We start from the raw sequence: 19,851 nt of genomic DNA, 5'->3' as shown, positions 1-19,851 counted from the left end.
TTTATATTTTTTAAATCTATTTTATATGTGTAGTAATATTGTTGATTTTAAGATTAATGGCTGTCATTATAAATTTCCTATAGTTTATGGAACTTATAATAAAGCCATTAATATAGCTCATTTAAGAGAAAATACAGAATTTATTACATTTGATCCAGGATTAAAAAATACGGGAGTCACAAAAAGTTCTATCAGTTTTATAGATGGAGAAAAAGGAATACTTTTATATAGAGGATATCCTATTGAACAAATTATTAAAAAATGTTCTTTTATAGAAACAAGTTATCTTATTTTGAATGGAGAACTACCTAATACTGCACAATTAAAACATTTTTCTGAAAAAATAAAGGAATTCAATTGTATTAATCAAAATATTTATAAAATACTGGATGAAATTCCAAATTTTTGTCATCCTATGGGAATTTTATCTTCTTTAACTTATATTTTGACTTCATTTACAAATTATTTAAAAGATGAAGATATGTATTTTCATCTTTTAGCTAAACTACCTATATTAGCTGCTTTAACTTATAGAAAAAAAGTAGGGTTACCTCCTTCTTATCCAGATAAAAATATTTCTTACGTTTCTAATTTATTAAAAATGTTTTTTTATATTCCTAATAAATCTTATCAACAAAATACAATTATAACAGATGCATTAGATAAACTTTTAATTTTACATGCTGATCATGAACAAAATTGTTCAACAACGACAGTACGCTTGCTAGGTTCTGCTCATGCAGATTTATTTTCTGCTGTATCTGCTGGAATTAGCGCTCTTTGGGGTAGATTACATGGAGGGGCGAATCAAGCTGTAATAGAAATGTTAGAAGTTATTTTAAAAAGTGGAGGTAATATTAAAAAATGGTTAGATAAAGCTAAAAATAAAAAAGATCCATTCAGATTAATGGGATTTGGACATAGAATTTATAAAAATTTTGATCCTAGAGCAAAAATAGCTAAAAAAGTAGCGGAAAATATTGTTAAAGAATTAAATATTTCTGATCCAGTTTTAGAATTGGCAAAAAATCTAGAAGAAAAAGCCCTTCAAGATTCCTATTTTAAGGAAAAAAAACTTTATCCTAATATTGATTTTTATTCTGGTATAATTTACCAAGCTATTGGTATACCAAAAGATATGTTTACTGTTATGTTCGCTTTAGGAAGATTGCCTGGATGGATGGCACATTGGAAAGAAATGAAATTAAATATGGATCCTATAGTAAGACCTAGACAAATTTATATAGGAAATAAAAAAAGAAATATTCAAAAAAATTAGTACGGGCAAAGGGATTTGAACCCTTACGCTTGATGAGCATCAGATCCTAAGTCTGACGTGTCTACCAATTCCACCATGCCCGCAAATAATTCAAAAAATAAAAGAAGAAGATATCATATCGTTATTTTTATTAGTAATTTTATATTCTGTGTATCCAAAAGAATCGTTTGGAATAATTTTAATCCATCGTTTATATTTAAAAAACCATTTTTGTTGTATAGAAGGGAATCCTTTTTTTAAAAAAGAAGAAACAAAAGGATGTATATGTAATTGAATTCCTTTATTTTTTTTTATAGTATCTATAATAAATTCTAAATGATGAATATAATCTACATAAGAATTTATTTTTTGATATTTATTATGATTTTTTACTTTTAATTCAGGTCTAACTCTATGACGAGTAAATTGAACTAATCCAAATTTATTTGGAGGTAAAATTTGATGTTTTGCTTTATCATTTTTCATTTCATCTTTTAGATGTTCATACAATTTTTTTCTTTGAATAGGTTCATACATATCTATAAAATCTACTACAATTATACCTCCCATATCTCTTAATATTAATTGTCTAGCAATCTCTGTTGCAGCCATTAAATTTATTTTTAATATATAATCAATTCTTTCTGATTCTGTACAATTTTTTCCCATATGATTACTCATACCACTATTTACATCTATAACATGAAGTGCTTCAGTATGTTCTATAACAAGATATGCTCCATTTGGAAGAGGGACATTTTTACCTAAATAAATTTGGATCTGTTTTTCTATTCCATATTTTTTAAATATGGGAGTATTTTCTTTATAGTATTTAATTATATTAGTTTTTTCTGGAGCAATAAAAGATAAATATGAATATATTTCTTCACAAATCAGACTATTATTACAATAGATAAACTTAAAATCATCGTTAAATCTATCTCTTAATAAACAAGATGTTTTATTAATTTCACTTAAAATTCTAAACGGAGGTTTTTTATCTATATTATATAATATATTTNTATTTTACGTCTTTTTCTTTTTTTTCCGTTTGGCATAATTATTATTTTTTAATAGGAACATTTTTTTTTACTAATTCTGTAAAAGATTTTGCAGGTTTAAATACTGGTATATTATGCGCAGGAATTATAATAGATTGTTCCTTGGATATATGACGTCCTAATTTTTTTGCTCTATATTTAATAATAAATGATCCGAATCCTCTTAAATAAACATTTTCTCCTGATATAAGGCTTTGTTTTATTTTTTTCATAAATGTTTCTATCACCTTTTTCGTATCAATTCTTTCAGATCCAGTTTCTGATATGATTTCTGTTATTATATCTGCTTTTGTCATGTTAAAAATCATTATATCGAATAACAAAATTCGGTTTCCTAAATATACCAATTTTTTATAAAATTGCTTTAAAATTAAAAAAGTATGCATTTTTCTAAAAAAATAATAAATTGGTATGAAAAAAATTATAGAAAACTTCCTTGGAGAGAAACTAAAAATCCTTATTATATATTAGTTTCAGAATTTATGTTACAACAAACAAAAGTATCACATACAATAAAATATTATTTAAATTTTATAAAAAAGTTTCCAACTTTAGAAAAGTTAGCTCAATCAGAAGAAAGAAAAGTATTGAAAGAATGGGAAGGATTGGGATATTATTATAGAGCTATAAATTTACATTCTTTTGCTATAAAATTAAAAAATAATAAAATAACTTTTCCAAATAAATATAAAGAATTAATTAAATATAAAGGTATTGGTTCATATACAGGTGCTGCTATAGCTTCTATATGTTTCAATGAAGTAGTTCCTGCTGTTGATGGAAATGCTTATAGAGTTTTTTCTAGATATTTAGGAATATATGATAATATAACATATACTAAGACAAAAAATATGTTTTATATTATCATTTTAAAAATGATGGATATTTATAATCCAGGAATTTTTAATCAAGCAATTATGGATTTGGGTTCTATTTTATGTACAAAAAAACAGTATAAGTGTTCATTATGTCCAATTAATGATTCTTGTTTTTCTTTAAAAAATAATACTGCACATGAATTACCTATAAAAAAAATTAAAAGATCAGTAACCCATAGATTTTTTTATTATATTATTGTACATGATCGTAATAATAATATTTGTTTAAACAAAAGATCCAAAAAAGATATATGGAAAGGACTTTATGATTTTCCTTTAATAGAATCAAAAAAAAATATTTTAATTAATGAATTAATAAATAAATTTTGGAAAAAATTTAGGATAATTCTTTACAAGAAAACTTTTATTTATCAAATAAAACATAAACTTACTCATCAAATTTTATTTATTCAATTTTTGAATTGTAAGAAAATAAAAAATTTAGAAAAAAATATTTTTTTTAAAAAATTTTTTTTTGTTTCACATAATAAAATAGAGGAGTATCCTTTCCCTCGTCCTATTACTTTATTTTTAAAACATGAAAAAATGATTTAGTTGGTTTTTTTTTGATGAAATTCTAATTAATAAATATATTTTATTTTTTTTTCTAAAATTATCATCAAAATTTAATATTTTGGAAAAAGAATATTCTACGAATGTTTTTTCAGAAAATACTTTATATTTAGTTTTTTATTTGGTATTAATAATAATATTTTTATTATTTTCAGCATTAATATCTGGATCAGAAACAGCTTTTTTTTGTTTAGAGAAAAAAACTATTGATAAAGAAAAGAAAAAAAACTTATATAAAGGAAATCTTGTATTAAAAATTCTTAAAAAAAGAAAAAAATTATTAGCTACAATATTAATATCTAACAATTTTTCTAATATAGGAATAGTAATATTAAGTTCTTATCTAATAACAGAATTTTTACAAAATAAGCGTATAATATATAAAAATATTAATATTCCTATAAATTTTCTTATAGAAGTCTTCCTTCTTACTTTTATTTTGCTTTTATTTGGAGAAATAATTCCTAAAATATATGCAAAAAAGAACAATTTTAGTTTTGCTATTTTTATGTCAAAACCTTTATTATTTCTTAGTAAAATTCTAAATCCTATTAGTAAAATAATGATTTATATTTCAGAATTTATAGAAAAAAAAACAGTAAAAAAAAAGAATTTAATATCTATAGATCAACTTTCAAAAGCATTAAAAATTACATCTTCAAATAAAAAAAACGTGAAAGAGCGACAATTTTTACAAAGAATTGTTGACTTTGGAAATACAGAAACGCATCAAATTATGACTCCTAGAATAGATATGTTTTCTTTAAATAATAGTATGATTTTTTATGATGTTTTAAAATTAGTTCGTAATGAAGGATTTTCTAGAATTCCCATATATAAAGATAGTATAGATGATATAGAAGGAGTTCTTTTTGCTAAAGATCTTTTACCATTTATTTATGATAAAAATTTTAAATGGAATCAATTAATTCATCCTCCTTTTTTTGTTCCAGAAAAAAAAAAAATAGATGATCTTTTAAGTGATTTTAAGAAAAAAAAGATTCATTTAGCAATTGTTGTGGATGAGTATGGAGGAACTTGTGGATTAGTAACTCTTGAAGATGTTATTGAAGAAATAGTAGGAGATATTATTGATGAATTTGATGAAGAAGATATGTCTTACTCTAAATTGAGTCAAAATAATTATTTATTTGATGGAAAAACTTCTTTAATTAATTTTTATCGTATTATGGAAATAAAAGAAGAAATGTTTTTTGAAAAGAAAAAAGGAGATGCAGATACTTTAGGAGGTTTTATTATGGAAATAAATAAAGAATTTCCAAAAAGAAAACAAAAAGTAAATTTTCTAAATTATTCTTTTATTATAAAAAGTATTGATAACAAAAGAATAAAAACTATAGAAGTAATAAGAAAAAAAATTATATAACATTATTTTTTTGATATTTCAATAAAAATTAAATTTATATATGTAAATATTTTTATACTTATTATGAAATACTTAAATAAAAAAAATATCCTTTTTTTTTGTATTTTAATAACAGGAATTGGTGTATTTATTTTAATAAATTTTTTTTTATATCCATCGGAAGAAAAAGTTATGAAAGAATTTAATTATGCTCAACAATATCTTTATCAAGGATCTATAGATAAAGCTTTAAATAAAAAAAAAAATCCTAATTATTTAGGATTTTCAGGTATAGCTTCTAAATATCCTTTTACTAAAACAGGAAATATTTCTATATTTTATGCAGGAATTTGTTATTATAAATTAGGTAATTATAAAGAATGTATAAAAGTAATGAAAAATTTTTCTGCAAAAGATGAAATTTTTCCTGCAATAAAATATGGAATAATAGGTGATGCTTTTGTTCAAATAAAAAATAAAAAAGAAGCTTTAAAAAATTATATGAAGGCAGCTATGATAAGAGAAAATGAAATAACAACTCCTCTTTATTTTTATAAAGCAGCATTATTAAATTTTTATATGAAAAAATATGAAAAATCAATATTTTTTTTAAAAAAAATAGATATAAAATATCCTTTTTTTTTACATAAAAAAAACGTAGAAAAATATATCATGTTTATTGAAAATAAGTTATAAATTAACTCATGTTTTATGAAAGAATATCCTATTTATTTTTTAGATAAAAAAAAAATAAAAAATGCAAATTTAAAATTTGCTATTATTCTATCTTTATGGAATAAAGAAATTACTTATAGATTATATCAAGGAGCATATGATACTTTAATTCAGTTAGGAATTTTAAAAGAAAAAATAAAAACTTGGAAAGTACCAGGTAGTTATGAATTAATTTATTCTTCTAAAAAAATAGCAAATTGTTATAATTTTGATTCTATTATTGTAATAGGATCCTTAATAGAAGGAGATACTTATCATTTTAAATATTTATGTCAATCTATTTCACAAGGAATTAAGGATATAAATATAAAATATGATGTTCCTGTTATATTTTGTGTACTTACTGATAAAAATAAGAAACAATCTTTTGAAAGATCAGGTGGAAAAAATGGCAATAAAGGTATAGAATGTGCTAAAACAGCTATATATATGTCTTTATTTAAAAAATCTATTAAATAAATGAAGGGATTAATTAAGTTTTTATCAAAAAAAGTAATTAATCAAATAGCTGCAGGAGAAGTTATATTACGTCCTTCTTCCGTTTTAAGAGAGCTTTTAGAAAATGCAATAGATGCAAATGCTAAAAAAATTGATATTTTTATAAAAAATTCAGGAAAAACATTAATTCAATTAATAGATGATGGAGAAGGTATGAATATTCATGATGCAAAAATGAGTTTTAAAAGATATGCTACTTCAAAAATAAATAAAATAGATGATATTTTCCAAATTAAAACTAAGGGATTTAGGGGAGAAGCTTTATCTTCTATTGCACTGATATCTCAATTAGAGATACAAACTAAAAATAAAAAAAGTTCAATGGGAATTCATCTTTTTATAGAAGAAGGAAAAATAAAAAAAGAAATTCCTTTAAATATGTTAAAAGGAACAAGAATTTCTGTAAAAAATATTTTTTATAAAATACCCGCTAGAAGACAATTTTTAAAATCTTCTAGAATAGAATTTTTACATATTATTAATGAATTTTATAAAATAGTTTTAGCACATAGAGATATTACATATCGCTTTTATCATAATAATAAAATGATTTTTTTTTTGAAAAAGACTTCTTTAAAACAAAGAATAGAAGAAATTTTTAAAAATAAAAAAAAGAATTTTTCACCAATTTTTATAAAAAAAAATAAAATTTTTGTAAAAGGATTTGTAAGTATTCCAGATTCTTCTGTAAAAAAAGGAAATCAATTTATATTAATAAATTATAGAAGTGTTACTCATATATTTTTGCATAATAAAATTATTCATGCTTATGATGGATTTTTAAAAGAATTAAAAACAATTTCTTATTTTATTTTTATTCATGTAGATTCTAATTTATTAAATTGGAATGTACATCCTGAAAAAAAAGAAGTAAAATTAGAAAAAGAGGATATCATAGGGACTATGATACAACAAGAGATTAAGAATGTATTATTTCATCAATATGAAGTTAAAAATAAAGAATTAAAAAAATATAATATTTCGTTTGATTCTAATTCATTTAAAAATGATAATTTTAATTATTATCATTCATTTTTTAATAATATTGAAACATTTTACAATAAAAAAAAAGTTTTTCAAATAAAAAATTTATTTCAAAATATTAGTGAATCTAATTCTATTGTTAGAAATCATCATTTTTCAAATGATTTATTATATCATTATTCTGTTTCATTTAAAAAAAAAATAAAAATGTTTCAAATGAATAGAAAATATATAATTTATTCGTTAAATAATGAAGATATGATGATAATTGATCAACATAGAGCACATAAAAATATATTATTTGAATTTTTTTTAAAAAAAAGAAAAAATTTAATCAGTCAACTACTTCTTTTTCCTATAAAAATGAAACTTCTAAAAAAAGAATTTTTTTATTTAAAAAAAATAAGTAAAAATCTTATGGATTTTGGATTTCATTTATATTTTTTTAATGAATATGTTTATTTATATTCTATTCCTGAAAAAATACATCAAAATGTATTAGTTGATATATTTCAAAATATTTTGAAATATAATTTTATTCAAGGAGAAAAAGAAAAAAATAATAATAAAATACTTATTTCTATATCAAAATTTGCATCTATAAAGTGTGGTACTAAATTATCTTCTGATAAAATGGAAAGTTTAGTTAAAGATTTATTTTCTTGCGAAAAACCATATTATACATTTTCAGGAAAACCTATATTTTTTGTTTTAAAAAAACAATTTTTTGAAAAAATTTTTAAAAAGTGAATTACTATAATAACAACATCAACTCAGATGGTGTAAAACATTTAATTAGTATTAATATACTTGTATATACAGCTATATTTGTTTTCTCTCAATATAAAATAGAAAGTATTCTTTCTCTATATCATCCTTTAGATGGACGATTTGAATTATATCAAATTTTAACTCATATGTTTGTGCATTCTAAACGTCTTTTTTTACATATAATTTTTAATATGTTAGCTTTATTTATGTTTGGAGGACAAATAGAAACTTTATTGGGAATTAAAAAATTTATGATAATATATTTTTTATCAGGTATTTTAGCAGCATTTTTACAAATTATTTTCAATACTAGTGTTATGTATTTTTTTCTTCAAACATTAGATTTTTCACAAGCTAAAAAAACATTGTATTATTTAAATGAAAATCAAAGAATTAATCTTTATAGTTCTATGTATTCTCCTATGATGGGAGCTTCTGGAGCAGTAAGTGGAATAGTAGGAGCTTTTGCTAAGTTTTTTCCAGAACATAAAATTTTTATTTTACCTTTTCCTTTTCCTATAGCTGTAAGAAAAGCTCTTTTAATTTTCATTTTTGGAAGTATTATTTCATCCATTTTTAATTTAGCACCTGGAGTTGCACATTTTGCTCATGTTGGTGGGATTTTATCTGGTTATTTTATAGGTAGTTTTTTTTATAAAAAATAAATATAAAAAATATATAATAGAAAATATAAAAAAATGGATAAAATAAGAATTTTTTCCATCTATTGTTGTCATAATACGATTAAAACGAAATTTCCAATTAAAAAAGTTTAAAGGATTTTTACGATTCCAATCTATACTCATCCATATAAATAATGGTTTACCCACTATATGATCTTCAGGAACAAATCCCCAATAACGAGAATCATAAGAATTATGTCTATTGTCTCCCATCATGAAATAATAATTTTTTTTTATTTTAAAAAATTTTTTAGAATTATAAATTACTTTTTCTATCTTTTCAAAAGATAAAATTTCATGATAAATATGAATATTTTTAAAATTTAATTCAATTAATTCTCCTTTTTTAGGAATATGTAATGGTCCAAAAAAATCTCTATTCCAATTAAAATGGTTTGGAAAAATAGATGGTTCTTTAAAATTAAAAGGAAAAATATTTTTTTTTATATAAATTATATTATCAAATAAATTTTTTATTTCAATAGCTTTTTTTTTGGTTAACATAATTTGATAATAATATTCATTATTTTTTTCTCCAAAAAAATCAATATCTTCAATATCCATATCATTTTTAAGATATTCTGTATTTAGAGGAATATTTTTAGTTTTAATAAAAAAAGATTCTTGTTTTTCTAAAAAAGATTTTTCTTTTTTATGATTAATAAATAAAATTCCTTTTTTAATATAAATTAAATCTCCAGGTAATCCTACACAACGTTTAATATAATTATCTTTTCTGTCTATTATTTTATGATTAATATCTTTAGGAAAATTAAAAACTACGATATCATTTCTTTGTATAAAATCTATAGGAGAAAAACGAAAATAAGGATATTTAAAAAATGATATATAAGATTTAATCTTACCAATAATATTATTATGCATAAAAGGAATAAAAATAGGAGCCATAGGCATTCTCAATCCATAATGTATTTTACTAACCAGTATAAAATCTCCAACTAATAAACTTTTTTCCATAGAAGAAGTAGGAATAACGAAAGGTTGAACTATATAAATATGTGTTATAAAAGAAAGGACTACTGCTAATAAAATTCCTGTATGATTATCTTTTTTTATTATTTTTTTTACTTTTATAGATTTATCAAAAAAATTTATATAATAAATATATAATACTCCTGCAGATAATAAAAATAAAATAATATCTTTTTTTTTTGTTTTACCAAAAGATCGAATTAAATCAATCCATAAAATAAAAAATAAAATAATACTTGTTAATGGAACAAATAAGAAAAAAATATACCATATAGATCTTCCATAAATTTTTAAAAGTATAAAAATATTATATATAGGTATAAAAACTTTCCAAGAACTTATACCTAATTTTTTATAAAGATTATATGTACCTAAAATATGAATAAAATATTCAAAACATAAAAAAATACTACTATAAAAAAAATATTGATGCATATAAATTTTTTATTATAAACCTAATACATCTTTCATATAAAAGACTCCTTTTTTATCTTTAATCCATTCTGCAGCAATAATAGCTCCAAAAGCAAAACCATCTCTATTATGAGCTTTATGTTGAATTTTTATATTTTCTATTTTAGATTTATACAAAATAGTATGTGTTCCTGGTTCGTTTTCTAATCTTTTTGAAAAAATTAAAATTTGATGTTTTGTTTTTTTTTCATTACTTGTCCAAGTTTCTTTCATTTTATTATTTATGATATCTTTTGCTAAAGAAATTGCAGTTCCACTAGGTTTATCTATTTTTTCTTTATGATGAATTTCTTCTATTTCTACATCAAAATTATTAGTATATGGATACAACAGTTTTGATAATTTTTTATTAATTTCAAAAAAAATATTCATACCAATACTAAAATTAGAAGAATATAAAAAAGAACCATTTTTTTCTATGCATATTTTTTTAATAGTTTCAAATTTTTCTAACCAACCTGTAGTTCCGCTTACTATAGGTATATTATTTTTTATACATAATAGAATATTATTAAACGCAGAATAAGGTTCACTAAACTCTATTGCTACATCTGTTCCTTTTAATAAAAATGAAGTAGGAGTTTCATCATAACATAATGAAATATTATGATTTCTAATTTTTAATATTTTTTCTATAGTTTTACCCATTTTTCCATATCCTATTATTGCTATATTCATATATTTTTTTTTTAATTAATAAAAATTTAACTTATTTAAAAAAATAAGCCCACGTGGTGAAATTGGTAGACACGCCACTTTGAGGGGGTGGTATCCTATTTAGGATGTGCTGGTTCAAATCCAGTCGTGGGTACATAAATTTAAATAAGTACACGAAATAAATCTGGATTTTTATTTAGATATTGAAAATGAACTCTATGTTTTTTCATTCTTCCTAATAATACAGAAAATTCATTTTTATCTGCTAATTCTATTCCTATAATAGCTGGACCTTCTTCTTTAGAAGTTTTTTTAGAATATTCAAAATAAGCTATATCATCTTTTGGTCCTAAAATATTATTTACAAATTCTTTTAAAGCTCCAGCTCTTTGTGGAAATTTAACTATAAAATAATGTTTTTTATCTTCATATAATAAAGATCTTTCTCTTATTTCTTCTGTTCTAGTAATATCATTATTACCTCCACTTAAAATACAAACAATAGTTTTATCTTTTATTTTTTCAGAATAAAAATCTAAAGCTGCTATTGAAAGTGCTCCAGCTGGTTCTGCTACAATAGCTTCTAAATTGTATAAATCTAAAATAGTTGTACAAACTTTTCCTTCTGGAACTGTTTTTATATCATGTAATACTTGATTACATATATTAAAATTTAAGTTTCCAACTTTTTTTACCGAAGCCCCATCAATAAATTTATCTATTGTTTTTAATTCTATCACTTTTCCTTTTTTTAAAGAAAAACTCATAGATGGAGCACCTTTAGGTTCAACTCCTATAATTTTAGTTTTTGGACTAAATTGTTTAAAATGGCTTCCTATACCAGAAGCTAATCCTCCTCCTCCAATAGGAATAAAAATAAAGTCTATATCTAAAATAGATTGTTGTAAAATTTCTAAACCTACAGTAGCTTGTCCTTCAATAATTTTAATATCATCAAAAGGATGAATAAATATTTTTGCATTTTTTTTACAATATTTTATTGCTTCATTACTAACTGAATCAAAAGTATCTCCAATAAGAATTATTTCAACATACTCTTTTCCAAACATTTTTACTCTTTCTACTTTTTGTTTAGGCGTAGTACTAGGCATATAAATTTTACCTGGTATTTTTAAAATATTACAAGAATAAGCTACTCCTTGTGCATGATTTCCTGCACTTGCGCAAACAATTCCTTTTTTTAGTTCTATATGGGATAAACTTTTTATTTTATTATAAGCTCCTCTAATTTTATATGAACGAATAATTTGTAAGTCTTCTCTTTTCAAAAAAATATTAGCTTTATATTTTTCTGATAAAAGAAAATTTTTTTGTAATGGAGTTTCATAAATAATATTTTTTAATATATTTTTAGCTCTAATTACATCTTCATAAGAAGGGAAATATCCTTGTAATTTATTTTTCAATCTTTTAAAAGATAAATAATGTTAATAAAAATGAAAAAAATTATTTTTTTGGTCTTAAATCACGAATAACAGATCCTACTTCCCATAATTCACTTTTTTTTAAATCTTGTAACTCTTTATTTAATTTTATTCTATAGTCTATATCACTATTTGCTTCTATAATTCTTTCAGCTTCTCTTCCTGAAGAAACTTCTTCATATAATTCATTAAATATTGGTAATGTAGCATCTCTAAATTTTTTCCACCAATCTAAAGCTCCTCTTTGAGCTGTTGTAGAACAATTTTCATACATCCAATCCATTCCTTTTTCTGACACTAAAGGCATTAAACTCTGAGTTAATTCTTCTACTGTTTCATTAAAAGATTCTGAAGGAGAATGTCCTTTTTTTCTTAATATTTGATATTGTGCTGCAAAAATTCCTTGTATAGCTCCCATTAAAGTCCCTCTTTCTCCTACTAAATCAGATAATACTTCATTTTTAAAACTTGTTTCAAACAAATATCCAGATCCTATTCCTATTCCAATTGATATAGCTTTTTCTAAACTTTTACCACTATAATCTTGATAAATAGCATAACTAGAATTAATTCCTTTTCCTTGTTTAAAAAGTCTTCTTAAACTAGTTCCTGATCCTTTAGGAGCTACTAAAAAAATATCTATATCTTTAGAAGGATATATTTTAGTTTTATCAAAAAAAGTTAATCCAAATCCATGTGAAAAATATAAAGACTTACCTTTAGTAAGGTATTTATTAAGTATGGGCCAAAAAGATATTTGACCTGCGTCTGATAGTAAATACATTAATATTGTACCTTTTTCAGAAGCTTCTTCTAAAGAGAAAAGATTTTTTTTTTCTTCCCATCCATCTTTTAAAGCTTTTTCCCAAGAAGAAGAATTTTTTCTTTGTCCTATTATAACTTTAAATCCATTATCTTTTAAATTTAGTGATTGTCCAGGTCCCTGAACACCATATCCTAATATAGAAATAGTTTCTTTTTTTAATATTTTTCTAGCTTTTTCTAAAGAAAATTCTTCTCTTGTAACAATATTTTCTTCAACAGATCCAAATTTAATTTTCATGATTTTATTTTTTTATTTAAGATGTTGCTAATGGTAAATTTATTTTTTTCCAAGAATTATTTTTATAATTTTTTCCTTCTATTTTAGAATAATAGACATGAATTATTCCAATTAATTTTTCAATTAATTTTTTTACTTTTATTAGTTGATCTTCATTACATTCTAAATCTAAAACATATTGACAATTTCCAATAGTTCCATTGACAATATTATTAGATACATTAATATGATTAGTTTTAAAATTTCTTCTATTTAATAGAATAAGAATTCTACTTAATAATCTTGTTTCATTTTCTCCTAAAATTATTATTCTGAATTGATTCTTCATAGTATATAAATATTTATGTTAAACGAATTTCATTTACAGCAGATCCTGCAGGAATCATAGGAAAAACATTATCTTCTTTTTCTACTATAATTTCTAATAAAAAAGCTTTTTCATTATATAATGCTTTTTTTACAGATTCTTTTAATTTATTTCTTTTTTCAACTCTTTTTGCTTGAATATTATAAGCGTTAGCTAATTTTATAAAGTTTGGATTAACTAACTTTGTACACGAATAACGTTTATCAAAAAATAATTGTTGCCATTGTCGTACCATTCCCAAAAAATTATTATTTAATAATATAATTTTTATAGAAATATTATTTTGTAATATAGTACCCATTTCTTGTATTGTCATTTGAATTCCTCCATCTCCAACAATACAAATTACTTGTCTATTTTTTGCTCCTAATTTAGCACCTATTGAAGCTGGTAAAGCAAATCCCATAGTCCCCAATCCACCAGAAGTTATTTGACTTTTTTTATAAGTAAAATTAAAATATCTAGAAGCTATCATTTGATGTTGACCTACATCAGTTACTAAAATTGCATTTTTTTGTTTATATAAATTAATCCATTTTATAACTTCTCCCATAGTAATTCCTTTTTTTATTGGATTTAAATCGCTTTGTATTACTGTTATATCTTCTTTTTCTTTAAAATGAATAAATTTTTTTACCCATTCTTTATGAGAAGATTTTTTTACGTAAAGAATTAACTTTTTTAAAGCAGTTTTACAATTTCCTAAAATTGGAATATGACATAGTATATTTTTGTTTATTTCAGAATAATCTATTTCTAAATGAATAATTTTAGCTTGTTTTGCATATTTATTTATATCACCTGTAACACGATCATCAAATCTCATTCCCACTGCAATTAAAACGTCACATTGATTTGTTAAAATATTTGGAGCATAATTACCATGCATTCCTAACATACCTACATATAAGTAATGTGTACTATCTAATGCTCCTAATCCTAGTAAAGTACTAGCTACTGGTATTCCTGTTTTTTCAACAAATTTTTTCAATTCTTCTTCTGATTCTGATAATATAACGCCTTGTCCTACAATAATTAAAGGTTTTTTAGAAGTATTTATTAAATCTGCTGCTTCTATTATTTTTTTTAAATCTATAGAAGGAAATGGATGAAAATTTTTTATATGTTCACAACGTGAATAACTAAATTCAGTTTTTTGTAATTGAGCATCTTTAGTTATATCTATTAAAATTGGGCCTGGTCTACCTGTTTTTGCTATAAAAAACCCTTTTTGAATTGATTCACAAATATCATTAGCTTTTAAAATTTGAATATTCCATTTTGTTACAGGAAGAGATATATCTATAATATTTGTTTCTTGAAATGCATCAGTTCCTAAAAGATTAGAAGATACTTGTCCAGTAATACAAATAATAGGTGTACTATCAATTAAAGCATCAGCTAATCCAGTAATCAAATTAGTAGCTCCAGGTCCTGATGTAGTAAAACATATACCTATTTTTCCAGTTGCTCTAGCATATCCTTGAGCCGCATGAATAGAACCTTGTTCATGTCTCATTAATATATGCGATATCATATTTAAATAATCATGTAAAGAATCATATATAGGCATAATAGCTCCACCTGGATAACCAAATATATACTCAACCTCTTCATATAATAGCGCTTTTATTACTATTTCTGAACCAGAAAATAATTGATTTTCCATAAAATTAAAATTCATCTGTAACACATCCTTGAGAAGCTGGAGATACTATTTTAGCATATTTATATAAATATCCTTTCTTTATTTTTAATGAAGGTGGAGTCCATGATTTTTTTCTTTTTTGTATTTCTTCTTCATCTACTTCAAGAGTAATAGTATTTTTTTCTGCATCTATTTTAATAAAATCACCATTTTTTACAAAAGCAATTAATCCTCCAGATAATGCTTCTGGAGTAATATGTCCTACAACAAAACCATGTGATCCTCCTGAAAATCTACCATCTGTAATAAGAGCTACTTTTTTTCCTAATCCTGATCCCATAATATAAGATGTAGGTTTTAACATTTCTGGCATTCCAGGACCTCCTTTAGGTCCTACATATCTTATAACAATTACTGATTCAGAATAAATTTGATTATTCAAAATAGCTATATTAGCTTCTTCTTCTGAATTAAAAACATTTGCTTTACCACGAAAAAAAGTTCCTTCTTTACCAGTAATCTTAGCTACTGATCCTTCTGGAGAAAGATTTCCATATAAAATTCTTATATGTCCATTTTTTTTAATAGGATTATCAAGTGGATAAATTATTTTATGACTAAAATTAATATTAGGAACATTTTCCATATTTTCAGATAATGTTTTTCCAGTAACTGTTAAACAGTTACCAGATAATATTCCTTCATTTAATAAATATTTTATAATAACAGGTATTCCTCCAATATACATATGAATGTCTTCCATAAGAAAGTTTCCACTAGGTTTTAAATTTCCAATAAGAGGAATTTGATCACTAATTCTTTGAAAGTCTTTTAAAGAAAAATTAATATTTGCTGATTTTGAAATAGCTAAAAAGTGTAAAACTAAGTTAGTAGAACCTCCTAAACATATAGCTAATTTTATTCCATTTTCTATAGAATCTTTTGTTACTATATCTTTTGGTTTTATATTTTTTTCTAATAAATTTAAAATATACTTAGAAACTTCTTCGCATTCTACTATTTTATTTTTACTTGTTGATGGAGAGGAAGATGAATAAGGAAGCATCATTCCCATACATTCTAAAGCAGAAGCCATCGTATTTGCAGTATACATTCCACCACAGGCTCCTGGTCCTGGACAAGAATTTTTTACTATATTTTTATATTCTATTTCAGTTATTTTACAGGATTTTTTTTTTCCTAAAGCTTCAAAAGATGATACAATATCTAATTTATTACCATTGTAATAACCAGAAGAAATTGAACCTCCATATACAATAATAGATGGTCTATTTAATCTAAGTAAACCTATAATAGATCCTGGTATATTTTTATCACATCCAGGAATAGATATGACTCCATCATAATAATGTGAATCTATTACTGTTTCTATGCTATCCGCTATTAATTCTCTAGAAGGTAGTGAATATCTCATACCTGATGTCCCCATAGTTATACCATCACTTACTCCAATAGTAGTAATTTGAAATCCTATTAAATAACGTTTTTTTATTGATGATTTTATTTTTTTTGCTAATTGGTCTAAATGTATGTTACAAGGATTTCCTTCATACCAATTACTTATTATTCCTATTTGCGCTTTTAAAAAATCAGATTCTTTCATTCCTGTAGCATATAACATAGCATGTGCTGCAGGTAAATTTTGTTCTTCTGTTATTTTTTTGCTAAAATGATTAATCCTTTTTTTCATGAAATGTTTTATAAATCAAAAACCCCTACTGAATAACCAATAGGGATAGAAATATCAACAATTTTTAGTAGTTTTTTTTTATTATAAAACTACTGAATTATTAAATTATATAATATGCAAAAATATGAAAAAAATATATTATATAAAAGAATATTTTAGGTATTTATTTTTATAATATCATTATTTTTTTGTTTTATTAATGAATATATTATAAATTTTATAAAAATATTATTTATGATTATAATCATAAAAATTATGAAATAATTCCTGAACCTATTAACTCTTTTCCAAGATACCAAACTGCAAATTGTCCTTCTGTTATTGCACATTGCATAATTTCAAACTCAATTAACATTCCTTTTTTTATTTTATGTAATTTAGATTTTTGTAAAACTTGTCTATAACGAATTCTAGAAAATACATCCATTTTTTCTCCTTCAAAAAGTGCAAGATCTTCTCGTATCCAATGAATGTCTTTTTCCTTAATAAATAAAGATTTATTATATAATCCAGGATGTTTATTTCCAAATCCGGTATAAACAATATTTTTTTTTACATCTGTTTCAATAACAAAAAGAGCTTTTTTATAGCCTCCTATGGCTATTCCTTTACGTTGACCTTTAGTAAATAAATAAGCTCCTTTATGATATCCAATTACTTTTCCATCTGATTTTTTATATTTTCTTTTTCTAGATAAAAAAAATAATTCTTCTTCTAAAGAAGAAAAAATTATTTTTTTTTTATATATTAAAGAATTAGAATTAATACATACAACTTCTCCTTTTTTTGGTAAAATTTTTTTTTGAAGAAATTCAGGTAATTTAATTTTTCCTATAAAACACAATCCTTGTGAATCTTTTTTATGAGCATTGCACAAACCGTTTTTTTCTGCTATTTTTCGTACTTGATTTTTTGTAAATAATCCTAATGGAAAAAGAGATTTTTTTAATTGATATTGTGTTAATTGACATAAAAAATATGATTGATCTTTATTAAGATCTTTTCCTATTGAAAGACGATAAATAATTTTATTATTTTTTATAATTTTTTCTTTATTGACATAATGACCTGTAGCAATAAAATCTGCACCTAAATCAATAGCTTTTTTCAAAAAAATATTAAATTTAATCTCTCTATTGCATAAAATATCTGGATTAGGAGTATTACCTAATTCATATTCTTTGAACATATAATTAATAACATATTTTTTATATTCTTTTTTCATTTCTACTATTTGAAAAGGGATATTCAATTGGTTAGAAACCAACATCGCATCAATACTATCTTCTATCCAAGTACATTTACTTGTTTTTTCTTCCCAATTATGCATAAATAAACCAATTACTTTATAACCTATTTTTTTTAAAATTAACGCAGCAACACTTGAATCTACACCTCCTGAAAGTCCTACTATCACTTTTTTTTGCATAAAAAGTTATTAATTTTTTTAAAAAATTTTAAGTAAATAAACGATAAATTAATACAAACTATTAAAATAACATATGAAATATGTAATGAATAAATTTAATTTATAGTAAAAATGTGTATTTATCGTTAAAAATATTTATTAAGAAAACATTTCTCTTACACGATCAAAAAAAGATTTTTCTGAATTTCCTGGATGTGGAAGAAAATTTTCATTTTTTCTCATTTTTTCAAAAAATTTTTTTTGTTCTTCATTAATTTTTTTTGGAGTCCAAACATTAACATGAATTAAAAGACTACCATATCCATATCCCTCAATATTAGGTAATCCTTTATTTTTTAATCTAAGAGTTTTTCCTGATTGTGTTCCTGGATCTATTTTTATTCTAGCTTTTCCATTAATAGTAGGAATTTCTTTTGAAGCTCCTAATATAGCATCTGGAAATGATATGTATAAATCATAATGAAGATTATTTCCTTCTCTTTTTAATTTAGGATGTGCAATTTCTTCAATTAATACTATTAAATCTCCTGGTATTCCACCAAAAGGAGCTTCATTTCCTTTTCCAGAAACTTTTAATTGTATACCTTCTGTAAGTCCAGCAGGAATTTTTATATTTACTAATTCTTCTTCTTTTATTAATCCATGTTTATTCGCTCCATAAGGTATATTTTCAATTTTTTTTCCAATTCCAGAACAGGAATGACATTGAGAAGTAGTTTGCATTCTTCCTAGAATAGTGTTAGTTACACGTGTTGTTTGTCCAACTCCTTTACAATAATAACAATTTTTAATTGTTATACCTTTAGCTACTTTCAATCTTTTTACTTTTACTTTTTTTTCTATACCATTAGCTATTTCTTCTAATGAAAGTTTAACTTTGATTCTTAAATCACTTCCTTTAATTGTTTTATGTCTAGCAGATCTTCCAAATCCAAAACTAGAAAAACCTTCACCAAACGCATCTGCAAAAATATCTCCAAAATTTGCAAAAATGTCTTCCATATTCATTTCTGAACTTGAACTACTTCCTTTCACTCCAGAATGTCCAAATTTATCATAACGTTTCCTTTTTTCTGTATTGCTTAAAATTTCATAAGCTTCAGCCGCTTCTTTAAATTTTTCTTCTGCATTTTTTTTATTATCTAAATTTTTATCTGGATGATATTTTATTGCTAATTTTCTATAGGCTTTTTTAATTTCTTCTGAAGAAGCATTTCTAGCAATACCTAATACTTCGTAATAATCTTTTTTCACCAT

Annotated in this window: 18 protein-coding genes and 2 tRNA genes; 8 read left to right on the top strand and 12 right to left on the bottom strand. The window is 23.0% G+C overall.

The annotated features are described in order from the left end of the window. Positions 1–25 precede the first annotated feature (25 nt). Positions 26–1,279 carry a citrate synthase gene (locus H0H36_RS00495; RefSeq protein ID WP_185869698.1) on the top strand — a complete coding sequence of 418 codons (1,254 nt, stop codon included), beginning with the start codon at positions 26–28 and terminating at the stop codon, positions 1,277–1,279. On the opposite strand, the gene H0H36_RS00490 is transcribed toward H0H36_RS00495, so the two are convergent. The 3 genes from H0H36_RS00490 to H0H36_RS00480 form a co-directional block, all read right to left on the bottom strand. Continuing rightward, positions 1,280–1,362 (bottom strand) — tRNA-Leu (locus H0H36_RS00490). A gap of 7 nt (positions 1,363–1,369) precedes the next feature. Then, on the bottom strand, positions 1,370–2,263 hold the full coding sequence (locus tag H0H36_RS00485; RefSeq protein WP_262887377.1) for a ribonuclease E/G: 894 nt from the start codon (positions 2,261–2,263) through the stop codon (positions 1,370–1,372). 58 nt (positions 2,264–2,321) lie between these two features. Then, positions 2,322–2,615, bottom strand: a complete 294-nt coding sequence (locus H0H36_RS00480) for an HU family DNA-binding protein (protein WP_185869697.1) — start codon at positions 2,613–2,615, stop codon at positions 2,322–2,324. An 84-nt stretch (positions 2,616–2,699) separates the two neighbouring features. On the opposite strand from H0H36_RS00480, the gene mutY reads away from it, so the two are divergent. The 6 genes from mutY (at position 2,700) to H0H36_RS00450 (ending at position 8,789) form a co-directional block, all read left to right on the top strand. After that, entirely contained in the window at positions 2,700–3,752 is a 1,053-nt protein-coding gene (gene mutY, locus H0H36_RS00475) for an A/G-specific adenine glycosylase (protein WP_185869696.1), read from the top strand. 79 nt (positions 3,753–3,831) lie between these two features. Next, positions 3,832–5,157, top strand: coding sequence for a gliding motility-associated protein GldE (gene gldE, locus H0H36_RS00470; protein ID WP_185869695.1), 1,326 nt, complete (start codon positions 3,832–3,834; stop codon positions 5,155–5,157). Between the two features lie 63 nt (positions 5,158–5,220). Continuing rightward, on the top strand, positions 5,221–5,832 hold the full coding sequence (locus tag H0H36_RS00465) for a tetratricopeptide repeat protein (protein ID WP_185869694.1): 612 nt from the start codon (positions 5,221–5,223) through the stop codon (positions 5,830–5,832). A 15-nt stretch (positions 5,833–5,847) separates the two neighbouring features. Continuing rightward, entirely contained in the window at positions 5,848–6,330 is a 483-nt protein-coding gene (gene ribH, locus H0H36_RS00460) for a 6,7-dimethyl-8-ribityllumazine synthase (protein ID WP_185869693.1), read from the top strand. Beyond that, positions 6,331–8,103 (top strand): DNA mismatch repair endonuclease MutL, encoded by a 1,773-nt coding sequence (mutL, locus tag H0H36_RS00455; protein WP_185869692.1) that lies wholly within the window; start codon positions 6,331–6,333, stop codon positions 8,101–8,103. Continuing rightward, positions 8,100–8,789 (top strand): rhomboid family intramembrane serine protease, encoded by a 690-nt coding sequence (locus H0H36_RS00450; protein WP_185869691.1) that lies wholly within the window; start codon positions 8,100–8,102, stop codon positions 8,787–8,789. The genes mutL and H0H36_RS00450 overlap by 4 nt, the downstream gene beginning before the upstream one ends. On the opposite strand, the gene lepB is transcribed toward H0H36_RS00450, so the two are convergent. Then, positions 8,748–10,235, bottom strand: a complete 1,488-nt coding sequence (gene lepB / locus H0H36_RS00445; RefSeq protein WP_185869690.1) for a signal peptidase I — start codon at positions 10,233–10,235, stop codon at positions 8,748–8,750. The two genes, H0H36_RS00450 and lepB, sit on opposite strands and share 42 nt — an antisense overlap. A gap of 12 nt (positions 10,236–10,247) precedes the next feature. Further along, entirely contained in the window at positions 10,248–10,952 is a 705-nt protein-coding gene (dapB, locus tag H0H36_RS00440) for a 4-hydroxy-tetrahydrodipicolinate reductase (RefSeq protein ID WP_185869689.1), read from the bottom strand. A 47-nt stretch (positions 10,953–10,999) separates the two neighbouring features. On the opposite strand from dapB, the gene H0H36_RS00435 reads away from it, so the two are divergent. After that, positions 11,000–11,085, top strand: a tRNA-Leu gene (locus H0H36_RS00435). A gap of 7 nt (positions 11,086–11,092) precedes the next feature. On the opposite strand, the gene ilvA is transcribed toward H0H36_RS00435, so the two are convergent. From ilvA to H0H36_RS00400, 7 genes are all read right to left on the bottom strand, one after another. Further along, complete coding sequence (gene ilvA / locus H0H36_RS00430; protein WP_185869688.1) at positions 11,093–12,358, bottom strand: threonine ammonia-lyase; 1,266 nt, start codon at positions 12,356–12,358, stop codon at positions 11,093–11,095. 40 nt (positions 12,359–12,398) lie between these two features. Beyond that, positions 12,399–13,439, bottom strand: coding sequence for a ketol-acid reductoisomerase (gene ilvC, locus H0H36_RS00425; RefSeq protein WP_185869687.1), 1,041 nt, complete (start codon positions 13,437–13,439; stop codon positions 12,399–12,401). A 16-nt stretch (positions 13,440–13,455) separates the two neighbouring features. Continuing rightward, positions 13,456–13,767, bottom strand: coding sequence for an acetolactate synthase (locus H0H36_RS00420; protein WP_185869686.1), 312 nt, complete (start codon positions 13,765–13,767; stop codon positions 13,456–13,458). A gap of 13 nt (positions 13,768–13,780) precedes the next feature. Continuing rightward, entirely contained in the window at positions 13,781–15,475 is a 1,695-nt protein-coding gene (gene ilvB / locus H0H36_RS00415; protein ID WP_185869685.1) for a biosynthetic-type acetolactate synthase large subunit, read from the bottom strand. A 4-nt stretch (positions 15,476–15,479) separates the two neighbouring features. Beyond that, on the bottom strand, positions 15,480–17,165 hold the full coding sequence (gene ilvD, locus H0H36_RS00410; protein ID WP_185869684.1) for a dihydroxy-acid dehydratase: 1,686 nt from the start codon (positions 17,163–17,165) through the stop codon (positions 15,480–15,482). A gap of 253 nt (positions 17,166–17,418) precedes the next feature. Continuing rightward, positions 17,419–18,594 carry a tRNA 2-thiouridine(34) synthase MnmA gene (gene mnmA / locus H0H36_RS00405; RefSeq protein WP_185869683.1) on the bottom strand — a complete coding sequence of 392 codons (1,176 nt, stop codon included), beginning with the start codon at positions 18,592–18,594 and terminating at the stop codon, positions 17,419–17,421. A 138-nt stretch (positions 18,595–18,732) separates the two neighbouring features. Continuing rightward, on the bottom strand, positions 18,733–19,851 hold the full coding sequence (locus H0H36_RS00400) for a DnaJ C-terminal domain-containing protein (RefSeq protein WP_185869682.1): 1,119 nt from the start codon (positions 19,849–19,851) through the stop codon (positions 18,733–18,735).

The organism is Blattabacterium cuenoti, assembly GCF_014252395.1.
Lineage (GTDB): Bacteria > Bacteroidota > Bacteroidia > Flavobacteriales > Blattabacteriaceae > Blattabacterium > Blattabacterium cuenoti_AA.
The sequence above is the reverse complement of the archived record's forward strand: the minus strand, read 5'-3'. Positions and strand labels throughout refer to the sequence as shown.

What these genes read in the sequence shown, in the direction of transcription:
- H0H36_RS00495 (WP_185869698.1), top strand. Translation starts at nt 26, where the DNA reads ATGTGTAGTAATATTGTTGATTTTAAGATTAATGGCTGTCATTATAAA.
- H0H36_RS00480 (WP_185869697.1), bottom strand. Translation starts at nt 2,615, where the DNA reads ATGACAAAAGCAGATATAATAACAGAAATCATATCAGAAACTGGATCT.
- mutY (WP_185869696.1), top strand. Translation starts at nt 2,700, where the DNA reads ATGCATTTTTCTAAAAAAATAATAAATTGGTATGAAAAAAATTATAGA.
- H0H36_RS00465 (WP_185869694.1), top strand. Translation starts at nt 5,221, where the DNA reads ATGAAATACTTAAATAAAAAAAATATCCTTTTTTTTTGTATTTTAATA.
- ribH (WP_185869693.1), top strand. Translation starts at nt 5,848, where the DNA reads ATGAAAGAATATCCTATTTATTTTTTAGATAAAAAAAAAATAAAAAAT.
- mutL (WP_185869692.1), top strand. Translation starts at nt 6,331, where the DNA reads ATGAAGGGATTAATTAAGTTTTTATCAAAAAAAGTAATTAATCAAATA.
- lepB (WP_185869690.1), bottom strand. Translation starts at nt 10,235, where the DNA reads ATGCATCAATATTTTTTTTATAGTAGTATTTTTTTATGTTTTGAATAT.
- dapB (WP_185869689.1), bottom strand. Translation starts at nt 10,952, where the DNA reads ATGAATATAGCAATAATAGGATATGGAAAAATGGGTAAAACTATAGAA.
- ilvC (WP_185869687.1), bottom strand. Translation starts at nt 13,439, where the DNA reads ATGAAAATTAAATTTGGATCTGTTGAAGAAAATATTGTTACAAGAGAA.
- H0H36_RS00420 (WP_185869686.1), bottom strand. Translation starts at nt 13,767, where the DNA reads ATGAAGAATCAATTCAGAATAATAATTTTAGGAGAAAATGAAACAAGA.
- ilvB (WP_185869685.1), bottom strand. Translation starts at nt 15,475, where the DNA reads ATGGAAAATCAATTATTTTCTGGTTCAGAAATAGTAATAAAAGCGCTA.
- ilvD (WP_185869684.1), bottom strand. Translation starts at nt 17,165, where the DNA reads ATGAAAAAAAGGATTAATCATTTTAGCAAAAAAATAACAGAAGAACAA.
- mnmA (WP_185869683.1), bottom strand. Translation starts at nt 18,594, where the DNA reads ATGCAAAAAAAAGTGATAGTAGGACTTTCAGGAGGTGTAGATTCAAGT.
- H0H36_RS00400 (WP_185869682.1), bottom strand. Translation starts at nt 19,851, where the DNA reads ATGGTGAAAAAAGATTATTACGAAGTATTAGGTATTGCTAGAAATGCT.